This is a genomic window from Rhodococcus sp. NPDC056960, from assembly GCF_042674125.1.
GTDB lineage: Bacteria > Actinomycetota > Actinomycetes > Mycobacteriales > Mycobacteriaceae > Rhodococcus_F.
In genome coordinates this window covers 1-12,022 of sequence record NZ_JBHURF010000055.1, presented here as the reverse complement: position 1 = coordinate 12,022, position 12,022 = coordinate 1, and the positions used below count along the sequence as shown (strand labels likewise).

Below are 12,022 nucleotides of genomic sequence, written 5' to 3'. Positions count from 1 at the left end.
ACAGGGAAGGACTGCTAGGGCGGTCATCACAAAACGAGGAGAAGTACTGTGGCACAGGCTGTTCGGTTCTACGAGCACGGCGCCCCCGACGTCATGAAGTGGGAAACGGTCGAGGTCGGCGAGCCCGGACCGCACGGCGTCCGGATCCGGCACGAAGCGGTCGGGTTGAACTTCGCCGACACCTACTTCCGCACCGGTCTCTACCCGGCCGCACTGCCCGCCGGGATGGGCGTGGAGGGCGCCGGGGTTGTCGAAGAAATCGGTTCCGGCGTGACCCACGTGCAGGTCGGCGACCGCGTCACCTACACGGGCAGCCCTCTCGGCGCCTACAGCACCGAGCGCGTGATGCCCGCCGCCCCGCTGATCCCGCTGCCGCAGGCGATCGGATTCGACACCGCGGCCGCGATGACGATGCGCGGCCTCACGGCGTCCTACCTGCTGCGCCGCATCGCCCCCCTGAAGGCCGGCGACACCGTCCTCCTCCACGCCGCCGCCGGTGGCGTCGGACTCATTTTCACCCAATGGGCGAAGCTGCTGGGCGTCAACGTGATCGGGACGGTCTCCACCGACGAGAAGGCGGCGATCGCCCGCGCCCACGGATGCGAGCACGTGATCGTCTACACCCGGGAGAACGTCGCGGAGCGGGTTCGGGAGATCACCGGCGGCGCCGGCGTTCCCGTCGTCTACGACAGCATCGGGCAGTCCACGTTCCACACCTCGCTCGACTGCCTCTCCCGCCGCGGGCTGCTCGTGTGCTTCGGGACGGCGTCCGGACCGATCCCGCCGATCGACGCAATGCAGTTGGCCGTCAAGGGATCCCTGTTCGTCACCCGGCCCGCACTCGCCGACTACATCGCCGACCCCGCCGAGCGCGCCGAACTCGCCGGTGAACTCTTCGACCACGTCGAGGCCGGCCGCATCCGGATCGAGATCAACCAGAGCTACGGACTCGAGGACGCCGTCCAGGCACACCGGGATCTCGAGGCCGGCACCAGCATCGGCTCCTCGGTGTTCCGGCTCTGAGCCGCGGCACCCTCACCACGACGGAGACACCATCATGACCGACACCGCGCAACTGACGTATTCGCCCGAGCAGAACGCAATCCTCTCCCCCTCCGGTTCGTTCCGGCTGGCGCCGATGACCTGCTCGCTCGGCGCCGAACTGTTCGACGTGAACCTCGGCGACGTCTCCCTCGACGACGCCCTGTTCGCCGAACTCCGGGAGCTGCTCCTCGAATACAAAGTTCTGTTCTTCCGTGACCAGGACATGAGCCGCGCCGAGCACGTGGCGCTCGCCGAGCGCTTCGGGCCGCTCGAGGATCATCCCGTCGCGGGCAGCGACCCCGACCATCCCGGGCTGGTGCGGATCTACAAGGACCTCGACAGCCCGGCCGAGCACTACGAGAACGCCTTCCACTGCGACGCCACCTGGCGCGACAACCCGCCCATGGGGTGCGTGCTCCGGGCCGTCGAGACGCCCCCGGTCGGCGGCGACACGATCTGGGTGAACATGGCCGAGGCGTACGCCAAACTGCCCGACCAGGTGAAGAAGCAGATCGACGGACTCCGCGCCCGGCACAGCATCGAGGCCTCGTTCGGCGCCGCCCAGACGCAGGAGCAGCGGCACGCCCTGCACGATCGTTTCCCCGACGCCGAACACCCCGTGGTGCGCACGCACCCGGAAACCGGCGAAAAGATCCTCTTCGTCAACGCTTTCGCGACGCACTTCGTCAACTACCACACCCCCGACAACATCCGGTACGGCATCGACTACGCGCCCGGCAGCAGCAACCTGCTCAACTACCTGATCAGCCAGGCCGCCATTCCCGAATACCAGGTGCGCTGGCGCTGGACCCCGAACAGCGTCGCCATCTGGGACAACCGTTCGACGCAACACTATGCGGTACAGGACTACTGGCCCGCCGTTCGCAAGATGGAACGCGCCGGGATCATCGGCGACCGCCCCTTCTGACCACCCCACCCGACAGGAGTAATTCCATGCATTTCCACGACGACGCCCTCTTCCCCGAAAACCAGGAGAAGCTGGTCATCACTTGTGCCCCGTACGGTCCCGAATGGGAGCCGGACGACTTCCGTGAGGACCTGCCGCTGACGATGGACGAGCACGTCCAGAAGGCGGTCGACTGCTACGAGGCCGGCGCCACGGTGCTGCACATCCACGTCCGCGAACTCGACGGCAAGGGCTCCAAGCGGCTCTCCAAGTTCAACGAACTGCTCGCCGGACTGCGGCAAGCGGTTCCGGACATGATCCTGCAGGTCGGCGGTTCCATCTCGTTCGCGCCGGAAGGTGAAGGCTCGGACGCGAAGTGGCTCTCCGACGACACCCGGCACATGCTCGCCGACCTCGACCCGGCACCGGACCAGGTGACCATCGCGATCAACACCTCGCAGATGAACATCATGGAACTGATGACCGCCGACGACATCGCCGGCACCTCGATGCAGCGGCCCGAACTCGCCGAGGCGTACCGGGAGATGACGGTCCCGGCCGGCCCGGCGTGGGTCGAGGAGCATCTGCGTCGCCTGCAGGCGGCCGGCATTCAGCCGCACTTCCAGCTGTCGAGCATCCCCCAGCTCGAGACCGTCGAACGGCTCATCCGCCGCGGCGTCTACACCGGTCCGCTGAACCTGACCTGGGTGGGTATCGGCGGCGGCTTCGACGGCCCGAACCCGTACAACATCATGAACTTCGTCCAGCGGGTCCCGGACGGCGCGTGCCTGACCCTCGAGACCCTCATGCGCAGCGTGCTACCGGTCAACGCGATGGCGATCGCGATGGGCCTGCACCCGCGGTGCGGCAACGAGGACACGATCTGGGGCCGCAAGGGCGAGAAGATGACGTCCGTCGCGCAGGTCGAGCAATTGGTCCGGGTCGCCGGGGAACTGGGCCGTGAGGTGGCCACCGGTAAGGAGGCCCGCGACATCTACCGGATCGGTCAGACCTACGCCGATGCCGACGAGACCCTCGCCAAGCTCGGTTACGCACCCAACCGCCGTCCCGGCCAGGTGGGCTTCACCCAGCACGCCTGAGTTCCCGCACCCGGGGGGATTTCGGTCACGACCGGGGAGGGAGCCGGACGATTCGCTGCTCCTGGTGAGCACGCCCGGCTCCCTCCCCGCACTCCTTTATCACTCCTGTCGGCCATAGGAGGCCCTCATGGGACTGCCCACCACCACCGCGGACGCGGTCGTCGAGACCACTACTGCACCCACCCGACGGTCCCGGATGTATCCCTGGATCGTCTTCGCGCTCACTTTCGGCCTGCTGCTGTCGGACTACATGTCCCGGCAGGTCCTCAGCGCCGTCTTCCCCCTCCTCAAAACCGAATGGGCGCTGTCCGATTCACAGCTGGCGTCGCTCAGCAGCATCGTCGCACTGATGGTCGGACTGCTGACCCTCCCGCTGTCGCTGCTGGCCGACCGGTGGGGCCGGGTCAAGAGCCTGCTTCTCATGGCCGTCCTGTGGAGCGCCGCCACCCTGCTCTGTGCGCTCGCCACCAACTACGAGCAGATGCTCGGCGCCCGATTCCTCGTCGGTGTCGGCGAAGCCGCCTACGGCAGTGTCGGCATCGCAGTGGTGCTCAGCGTGTTCGCCCCGCGTGTTCACTCCGCGCTCAGTGGCGCCTTCATGGGCGGCGGATCGTTCGGTTCCGTGATCGGTGTCGCACTCGGCGGCGTCATCGCCGTCAACCTCGGCTGGCGCTGGTCGTTCGCCGCGATGGCCGTCTTCGGTCTCATCCTCGTCGCCCTGTTCCGTGTCCTGGTGTCCGAAAAGAAACTGACGGAAGCCGCCGTCCACGACGACCCCGCCGGTTTCCGGGCACCGCTCTCGAGCCTCTTCACCACACCCGCCGTCCTGCTGGCATACGTCGGTGGCGGTCTGCAGATGTTCACCGCAGGTGTCCTGCTGGCGTGGCTGCCGAGTTTCTTCAACCGGTCGTACGGCCTCGCCCCCGACAAGGCCGGTGCGATGGCGTCGATCTTCGTCCTCGCCGTCGGCAGCGGCATGGTGGTGTGCGGCATCATCACCGACCGTGTCAGCAGGCACGATCCTGCGAAGAAATGGACGACAGCCGTCGTGTACGGGGTGCTCTCGCTCGTGTTCCTCGGTGCCGGTTTCCAGATGCCGTCCGGATCCGCCCAGCTGATCCTGATCGGTATCGGTGCCTTCTTCTCCGCCGGCTCGTCCGGCCCGATCGCCGCGATGGTCGCGAACCTCACCCACTCGTCGGTGCGCGCCTCGGCGTTCGGCACCCTCACACTCGCCAACAACCTTCTCGGACTGGCCCTCGGCCCGTTCGTGGTCGGGCTGCTCGCCGACCGCTTCGGCCTCGTCACCGCCCTACAGATCGCGCCCCTGATCTACGTCGTTGCGATCGTCGCCCTCATTCTCGGCAAACGCGCCTACCCGGCCGGACGCCGCAAGCTCGCCGCCCTCACCGCCATCTCATAAGAAATTGGAGCCGACCGTGACCACCTCCCCCGAACCGACCGTGGTGATCGTGCCCGGGCTGCGCGATCACGTCGCCGACCATTGGCAGACGTTGCTCGCGGAGCGACTCGACGCCGTGCGGACGGTGCCGCCGCTCGAGCGGGACAAACTCAGTCTCGCCGCCCGGATCGCCGCACTCGACGACGTCGTCACCGGCATCGACGGCCCGGTGGTGCTCGTCGCGCACAGTGCGGGAGTGGCGATCACCGTCCACTGGGCGCAGCAGTCCATGCGCCCGATTCAGGGCGCATTGCTCGCCACCCCACCGGATCTCGAGGAACCGCTGCCCGCGGGCTACCCCACACCGGTGGACCTCGAGCAGGGCGGATGGACCCCCGTCCCGCGGCGCAGGCTCCCGTTTCCCAGCATCGTGGCCGCCAGCACCGACGACCCGCTGGCCCGGTTCCGGCGGGTCGCCGGGATGGCCGAGTCATGGGGCAGCAAGCTCGTCGACCTCGGCGCCGTCGGCCACCTCAACCCCGCCGCCGGCTACGGGTACTGGCCGTACGCCGAGGAACTGCTCCGCGAGCTGATCAACTCGACTGCCACCACCGCCGCGTCGTTCGCGTAGCGCCACCCCACCGTTCCCCGACGAGAAAGCTCCCCGGTGCTCAACCTCTCCGTACTCCTCGAAGACTCCGCCCGACGATTCCCCGACCGCGTCGCCCTGGTGCTCGGTGACCAGCGGATGACCTACGCCGAACTCGACGCCCAGTCGAACCGGGTCGCGAACCTGCTGGTGTCGGCGGGCATCGAACCCGGCGACAAGATTGCGCTGTCGTGTCCCAACATTCCGCAGTTCCCCGTCGTCTACTACGGAATCCTCAAAGCAGGGGCGGTGGTCGTACCGCTCAACGTTCTGCTCAAGGATCGCGAGATCGCATATCACCTCGACGATTCCGATGCCAAGGCCTACTTCTGCTACGAGGGCACGCCCGACCTGCCGATGGGCGAGTACGGACTGTCCGGCTTCGCGCAGAGTCCGCGCTGCCGCGCCCTTTTCCGCATCACCACCGACCCGGCCGCCCCCGCCATGATCGACGGCGTCGGGACTCTCACCGACGCCCTCGCACGGCACGACGGTCACTTCGACGCCGTGGTCCGCGAACCCGGCGACACCGCCGTCATCCTCTACACGAGCGGCACCACCGGAAAACCCAAGGGCGCCGAACTCACCCACGCCAACATGGCGCTCAACGCGCTGACCGCGAACCGGCTGTTCGACAGCACTCCCGCGACCCAGGACCGGTACCTGGTGACCCTGCCGCTGTTCCATTCCTTCGGCCAGACCGTCACCCTCAATGCCGGCATCTCGGTGGGTGCAACCCTCGTGCTGCTGCCCCGGTTCGAGGCCCGCGCCGCACTCGACCTCATCGAGCGGGAGGACGTCACCGTCTTCGCCGGGGTGCCCACCATGTACTGGGGACTGCTCGGCGCCCTCGACGAGCACCCCGTCGACATCGACCGCATCGCACGGAACATGCGCCGCGCCATCTCCGGCGGCGCCGCGCTGCCGGTGGAGATCCTCACTCGGTTCGCCGACCGGTTCGGCGTGCAGATCCTCGAGGGCTACGGCCTGTCCGAGACGTCGCCACTCGCGACGTTCAGCGATCCCGCCCTCGAGCCCCGGCCCGGATCGATCGGCGTTCCCGTCTGGGGCATCCAGGCGCGCCTCGTCGACAAGGAGTGGAACACCGTCACCGGCACCGACCGGATCGGTGAGATCGCACTGCGCGGCCACAACATCATGAAGGGCTACTACAACCGCCCCGAGGCCACCGCGGAAGTGTTGCGCGACGGCTGGTTCCGCACCGGCGACCTCGCCCGCGTCGACGACGACGGCTTCTATTACATCGTCGACCGCGCCAAGGAACTCATCGTGCGCGGCGGTTTCAACGTCTACCCCCGCGAGGTCGAGGAGGTCCTCCTCACACACGACGCCGTCTCCCTCGCCGCCGTCGTCGGGGTCCCCGACGACAGCCACGGCGAGGAGGTCAAGGCGTACATCATCCTCGAGGCGGGTGCACAGATCACCGCCGACGAGCTGATCGCCTGGTCCAAGCAGCAGATGGCGAGCTACAAATACCCCCGCACCGTCGAATTCGTCGACTCCCTGCCGATGACCGCCACCGGCAAGATCCTCAAACGCGAACTCGGCCGCGCCCCGGCCGCACTCTGACACCGAAAGCACCAGCGTGAGCACCACTTCCCTCCCGACCGTGCCCGATGAGCTCACCGCTCCCCTCGACCTCCTCCTCACCAGCGGAACCCGCGATGTCGCGGCGCGCATGCTCCCCGACAGCTCGTGGGCCCGCCTCGGGCGCAGCCTCGCCGCCCGCCCGGGTACCGTTGCGCGGCGCGGCGGCGCCCTCGCCCGCGAACTCGGCGCCATTGCCCTCGGCAGCTCCGACCGTTCGCCCGCGAAGGCGGACAAGCGCTTCGGCGACGCCGGGTGGCAGCAGAATCCGGCCCTGCGCCGGGCGATGCAGGCGTACCTCGCCACGTCGCACACCGCCGCCGCCCTCCTCGACGACGCCGAACTCGACTGGCGAGACCACGAGCGGATGCGCTTCGTCCTCGACAACCTCGTCGAAGGCCTGTCCCCCACCAACAATCCCCTCCTCAGCCCGCTGGGCTGGAAAGCAATGGTGGACACGGGCGGCCTCAGCGCAGCACGCGGCGTCCGCGCGCTCGTCCGCGACCTGCGGTCGAGACCTCGCGTGCCCGCCATGGTCGAACCTGACGCGTTCACCGTCGGGGAGGACGTGGCGGCGACACAGGGTGCCGTGGTGCTGCAAACCCGCGCCTTCGAACTGATCCACTACACGCCGCAGACGGAAAAGGTCCACGCCACACCGCTGTTGATCGTCCCGCCCGTCATCAACAAGTACTACATTCTCGACATCGCTCCGGGCCGCAGCCTGATCGAGTACCTGCTGCAGCAGGGCCAGCAGGTCTTCGCGATCTCCTGGCGCAACCCCCACGCTCGGCACCGGGACTGGGATGCCGACACCTATGGTGCGGCGATCGTGGAGGCGCTCGACGCGGTGCAGTGCGTCGCCGGGACCGACAGCGCGCACCTCCTCGGCACCTGCTCGGGCGGGATCCTCGCGGCAATGGTCGCCGCGCACCTCACCGACATCGGCGAGGGCGACCGCATCGCCGGCCTCACCCTCGCCGTCACCGTCCTCGACCAGACCCGGGCCGGTACCGCGGCGGCAATGATGAGCGAGCGTGCCGCCGCAGCCGCGCTCCGTGACTCGGCCGCCCGGGGATACCTCGACGGGCGCACCCTCGCCGAGATGTTCGCCTGGCTGCGTCCGACCGACCTGGTGTGGCGGTACTGGGTGAACAACTACGTGCAGGGACGGTCGCCGGCCGCCTTCGACGTACTGTTCTGGAACTCGGACACGACCCGCATGGCGGCGGCACTACACCGCGACCTCGTCCTGCTCGGCCTGCGCAACGCCCTGACGACACCGGGCGCGGCGACCATGCTCGGCACGCCCGTCGACCTGACCACCGTCACCGCCGACGCGTACGTCGTCGGCGGTTCCGCGGACCACCTCTGCCCGTGGCAGTCCACCTACCGGAGCGCTCGCCTGCTCGGCAGCAAGGACTCCCGCTTCGTGCTGTCGTCGAACGGTCACATCGCCTCACTCGTGAACCCGCCGGGCAATCCGCGGGCGTCCTTCCGATTCGGTCGGCCCGACTCGCAGTCACCGGACGAGTGGCTGACCGCGGCGGAGACCGCGACCGACTCGTGGTGGCCCGACTACGGCCGCTGGCTGGCCGAACGCAGCGGACCCGACGTCGACGCACCCCACACCCTCGGGGCACGGCAATTCCCGCCCGTCGCCCCCGCCCCCGGCACCTACGTCCACCACAGCTGACCCCCTCGCCACGATCACAGGAACACCATGACTATGCACCTCACCCAGCCCACCGAACTTCTCGCGCTGGCCGGACAGACCATCGGCACCACCGGCACATTCAAGATCCTGCAGGACCAAGTCGACCTGTTCGCCGACGCGACCGGGGACCACCAGTGGATCCACACCGACCCGGACCGCGCCGCGTCCGGCCCCTTCGGCCGCACCATCGCGCACGGCTACCTGACCCTGTCGCTGGTACCGAGCATCCTCGCCGAGGTACTCACCGTCGACGGAATCGACGCCGCCCTCAACTACGGACTGAACAAGGTGCGGTTCCCGGCGCCCGTGCCCGTCGGCTCCGCGGCGCGCGCCACCGTATCCGTCACCGCGGCCCAGCAGAAGCCCGCCGGCATCGAGGTCGTGTTTCGTGTGATCTACGAGATCGACGGCGGCACCCGACCGGTGTGCATCGCCGACGTCGTGGTGCTATACACGTGACCGTGACCGAATTGTTCGGCGGCCGCGACGGGTTCGAGGACAGGGTCGTTCCGGTGTGCGGGTTGCGGATCCGGGTGCGGATCCGCACCGGTACCGGGGTGCCGCTGGTGCTGTGCAACGGCATCGGGGCCGGCCTGGAAGTACTCGAACCGCTGGTCGCCGCATTGGATCCGGCCGCGACGATCATCAGCTTCGACGTCCCGGGCACCGGGGGCTCGGCTGCCTCCCCGGTTCCGTATGCGATCCCGGCGCTCGCCTGCGGCCTGAACCGATTGCTCGACGAGATCGGGGTCGGCGCCGTCGACGTCCTCGGGTTGTCGTGGGGCGGATCGCTCGCGCAGCAGTTCGCCCTGCAGAATCCGCGCCGGTGCCGGCGCCTCGTCCTCGTCGCCACCGGCACCGGCGCCCTCATGATTCCGGGTCATCCGCGGGTGCTCTCGAAGATGCTGACCCCGAAGCGGTTCACCGACCCCGACTACGCGTCGGCCGTCGCCGGCGACCTGTACGGCGGCGCCGCCCGACGGGGCGGAGACGACGTGGCGCGAGTGTTCCGGAAACAGGCGCACGCCGGTTCGCGGATCGGCTACGTCCACCAGCTTCTCGCGGGTGCGATGTGGACCAGCCTGCCGGTGCTGCCCCTCGTGCGGCAACGCACGCTGATCGTCGCGGGCAGCGACGACCCCATCATCCCGCTCCTCAACGCGCACATCCTGAACACGCTTCTGCCACACGCGACCTTGCTCGTCCACCCCGGCGGCCACGTCGACATCATCACCGATCCGAAAAGCCTCGCCCCGGCGGTCACGTCCTTCCTCTCGGCGCCGTAGCGGTGGGCTGTGCGCAACGGGTCAGCCGTCCGCGCCCATCTCGGCGAGCGCCGCGAGGTCACCGCGGAAGTGTTGCGCGACAGCTGGTTCCACACCGGCGACCTCGTCCGCGTCGACGAAGACGGCTTCTACTACATCGTCGACTTGGTGAAGTGCTCGCATCTGAAACCAAATTCGAACGTCGCCGGGGTTGTGCATTTATACGCGGATACCTTCCGAGATGGTGTCTGCTGTCTGCTGTCGACGAGAAGCGCCGCGGTGGGCAGACCATGCACGGAGGGCTGTGATCAGGGCGATTACCACGAATCCTGCGCTGGCGAGCAATCCGAGGCCGAACGCCTTCTCGTACGTCTCGAGGGTAGGTACGTCGTCGATGTTGAGGGCAGCGTAGAAGGCTGACGAGGCGACCGCGACACCGACGGCTGTGCCGACACGCTGGCCGAGTTGCGTCACTGAGCCTGCCACACCTCCCTGAGCGACAGGCACTTCGGAGAGAGTAAGTGTCTGATTCGGGGACATGACCAAGCCACCCCCGGCACCTATCAGGGTCAGCGTAGCGACAATCGCCCAGGGCACGATCGATCGAGGAACGAACTCCGCCACCGCGATCGTCGCGATAAGCCCGGCAAGGGCGAGACCGAACCCGATGATGATGAGTTGTCGTCCGTAACGCTCCACGCGCCTGCCTGCGTACCAGGCCGACAACGCTGATGTGAGCGCGAACGGGATGCTGCTCAGCCCCGCCATCATCGCCGACAGCCCGAGTCCTTGCTGCAAGAACAGTGTGACCAACAGCAGAAGTGCGGGCAGCCCGGCGAACCAGCTCGACACGATGATCAATCCGTGACGGTAGGACTTGACGCGGAGCAGCCCGAGGTTGATCACCGGAGTCTTTCCCCGACCTTCATAGCGTCGCTCCCACGCCACGAATGCACCGAGGGCGAGGACGCACAGGGTCAACCAGAGCCAACGCGCCGGGTTGTCGCCCTCGCGACCTGTGGTAGTCACGAACGGTATCAACAAGGCGACCGTGGCGACGGCGATCAGTGCGATTCCAACTGGGTCGAGCGAATAACGCCGCGAAGTATCCCTGGCTTGGTGAGAGGGGAGGATGCGCCAGGCAAGTACGAGGATCGCGATCCCGAGCGGAATATTCATCGCGAACAGCCATCGCCATCCGTTGTCCGGTCCGCCGGCGGCGATCAGGAGACCGCCGAGCGGAGGGCCGAACGCGGTTGAGATTCCGACGGCTGCACCGAACACTCCGAATGCGCGGCCACGCGCTGGGCCCTGAAAGAGTTGCTGGATGAGCCCGATCGACTGGGGCATCAGCATGCCGGCACCAACGCCCTGCAGACCGCGACCGATCAGCAGGATCTCCGGTGTCGGGGCGAGCGCACCGATCAGACTGGCACCAGAAAACAATGCGACGCCCAACAGGAGCATGAGTTTGCGTGAACCCATATCGCCCAGACGACCAGAAGGTACCAAAGCGATCCCGAAGGCGAGGGCGTATCCCGAGACGACGAGTTGCAGCTCGGTCGGGCTCCCATCGAGCGAAGCCTCGATGGATGGGAGAGCGACGTTCACCTTGGACAGATCCAAGATGGCCAGCATGGCGGCGGCAACACAAACTGAAAAGGCGGCCCCCGGTCCACGTGTAGTTGTCTCTACGGGTGAAGTCACTTGACGAGCTTTCTATCGAGCACGACCCCACAACAATCGTCGGCCGTGAAAATTGGCGCCACTGCTCAGCGGCCGAACTCCATTGAACTCGGAGCCTGGGCTGGTAGGAAGGCAGGGACTATACGTGTATCAGCAGTGCCTCCCTCATCGGGTGCGTCTCAGCTGAGGGAGTGGGACATTCGCGCGGTGTTGAACCACCATTTTCAGCCTGCTTACATGTAGTTCGGCGCTGTGCGGCACTACTTCCCGATGCGCCAGGGTCGTTGCAACACCGGCGAAGATCGGCGCTGCAACGACCGCTGGTACCTAATCTGACATCGCCATCGGGCATATCCCGTTTACATTCTTCGGCAGTCAGCCGAGTTGCACACGCTCCCAAGCCATATCGGCCACTGACGCGGCGCCGTAGGGTAGTGCGGCGTCGTCGAACACGGCCTTGGTGCTGTGGTTCGCCGGTGCAGAGGAGTCAGCACCCGCAGGACCGGCGCCCAAATTCACTGCTGTGTCTCTCCGATCGTGATGTGGCCCGTCCTGACCAGGATGAGTGGAACGATCAGCAGGCTGGCGACTGCGGAAATGGCCCACACGACCTGATAGGCGCCCATTGTCGGTGTGGTGGTGCC

At 67.3% G+C, this 12,022-nt stretch carries 11 protein-coding genes; 9 read left to right on the top strand and 2 right to left on the bottom strand.

All coding sequences use genetic code 11. The features are described from left to right. Nucleotides 1-48 precede the first annotated feature (48 nt). The 9 genes from ACFTWF_RS43380 to ACFTWF_RS43340 all read left to right on the top strand — a co-directional run bounded on the left by ACFTWF_RS43380 (nt 49) and on the right by ACFTWF_RS43340 (nt 9,713). Nucleotides 49-1,023 carry a quinone oxidoreductase family protein gene (locus ACFTWF_RS43380; protein ID WP_378467226.1) on the top strand — a complete coding sequence of 325 codons (975 nt, stop codon included), beginning with the start codon at nt 49-51 and terminating at the stop codon, nt 1,021-1,023. Between the two features lie 34 nt (nt 1,024-1,057). Then, complete coding sequence (locus ACFTWF_RS43375) at nt 1,058-1,972, top strand: TauD/TfdA dioxygenase family protein (protein WP_378467225.1); 915 nt, start codon at nt 1,058-1,060, stop codon at nt 1,970-1,972. Nucleotides 1,973-1,998: 26 nt separating this feature from the next. Then, nucleotides 1,999-3,051: a 3-keto-5-aminohexanoate cleavage protein gene (locus ACFTWF_RS43370; RefSeq protein WP_378467224.1), complete on the top strand. Its 1,053-nt coding sequence runs from the start codon at nt 1,999-2,001 to the stop codon at nt 3,049-3,051. A gap of 127 nt (nt 3,052-3,178) precedes the next feature. After that, nucleotides 3,179-4,474, top strand: coding sequence for an MFS transporter (locus tag ACFTWF_RS43365; RefSeq protein ID WP_378467223.1), 1,296 nt, complete (start codon nt 3,179-3,181; stop codon nt 4,472-4,474). 16 nt (nt 4,475-4,490) lie between these two features. Beyond that, nucleotides 4,491-5,084 carry an RBBP9/YdeN family alpha/beta hydrolase gene (locus tag ACFTWF_RS43360; RefSeq protein WP_378467222.1) on the top strand — a complete coding sequence of 198 codons (594 nt, stop codon included), beginning with the start codon at nt 4,491-4,493 and terminating at the stop codon, nt 5,082-5,084. 36 nt (nt 5,085-5,120) lie between these two features. Then, nucleotides 5,121-6,692 carry a long-chain fatty acid--CoA ligase gene (locus ACFTWF_RS43355; RefSeq protein WP_378467221.1) on the top strand — a complete coding sequence of 524 codons (1,572 nt, stop codon included), beginning with the start codon at nt 5,121-5,123 and terminating at the stop codon, nt 6,690-6,692. Nucleotides 6,693-6,708: 16 nt separating this feature from the next. Beyond that, on the top strand, nt 6,709-8,406 hold the full coding sequence (locus tag ACFTWF_RS43350) for a PHA/PHB synthase family protein (protein WP_378467220.1): 1,698 nt from the start codon (nt 6,709-6,711) through the stop codon (nt 8,404-8,406). Nucleotides 8,407-8,433: 27 nt separating this feature from the next. Next, the gene (locus tag ACFTWF_RS43345) at nt 8,434-8,886 is read left to right on the top strand and encodes a MaoC family dehydratase (RefSeq protein WP_378467219.1); all 453 of its coding nucleotides are present in this window, start codon (nt 8,434-8,436) and stop codon (nt 8,884-8,886) included. Next, nucleotides 8,883-9,713: an alpha/beta fold hydrolase gene (locus tag ACFTWF_RS43340; RefSeq protein WP_378467218.1), complete on the top strand. Its 831-nt coding sequence runs from the start codon at nt 8,883-8,885 to the stop codon at nt 9,711-9,713. Before ACFTWF_RS43345 ends, ACFTWF_RS43340 begins: the two co-directional genes overlap by 4 nt. A 21-nt stretch (nt 9,714-9,734) precedes the next feature. Here the strand turns inward: ACFTWF_RS43340 and ACFTWF_RS43335 are convergent, their stop codons facing one another. After that, on the bottom strand, nt 9,735-9,875 hold the full coding sequence (locus ACFTWF_RS43335; RefSeq protein ID WP_378467217.1) for a hypothetical protein: 141 nt from the start codon (nt 9,873-9,875) through the stop codon (nt 9,735-9,737). Between the two features lie 36 nt (nt 9,876-9,911). After that, a complete protein-coding gene (locus ACFTWF_RS43330; protein WP_378467216.1) occupies nt 9,912-11,330 on the bottom strand; it encodes an MFS transporter in 1,419 nt (472 codons plus the stop codon). Between the last annotated feature and the right edge of the window lie 692 nt (nt 11,331-12,022).

What these genes read in the sequence shown, in the direction of transcription:
- ACFTWF_RS43365 (WP_378467223.1), top strand. Translation starts at nt 3,179, where the DNA reads ATGGGACTGCCCACCACCACCGCGGACGCGGTCGTCGAGACCACTACT.
- ACFTWF_RS43370 (WP_378467224.1), top strand. Translation starts at nt 1,999, where the DNA reads ATGCATTTCCACGACGACGCCCTCTTCCCCGAAAACCAGGAGAAGCTG.
- ACFTWF_RS43375 (WP_378467225.1), top strand. Translation starts at nt 1,058, where the DNA reads ATGACCGACACCGCGCAACTGACGTATTCGCCCGAGCAGAACGCAATC.
- ACFTWF_RS43345 (WP_378467219.1), top strand. Translation starts at nt 8,434, where the DNA reads ATGACTATGCACCTCACCCAGCCCACCGAACTTCTCGCGCTGGCCGGA.
- ACFTWF_RS43330 (WP_378467216.1), bottom strand. Translation starts at nt 11,330, where the DNA reads ATGCTGGCCATCTTGGATCTGTCCAAGGTGAACGTCGCTCTCCCATCC.
- ACFTWF_RS43335 (WP_378467217.1), bottom strand. Translation starts at nt 9,875, where the DNA reads ATGCGAGCACTTCACCAAGTCGACGATGTAGTAGAAGCCGTCTTCGTC.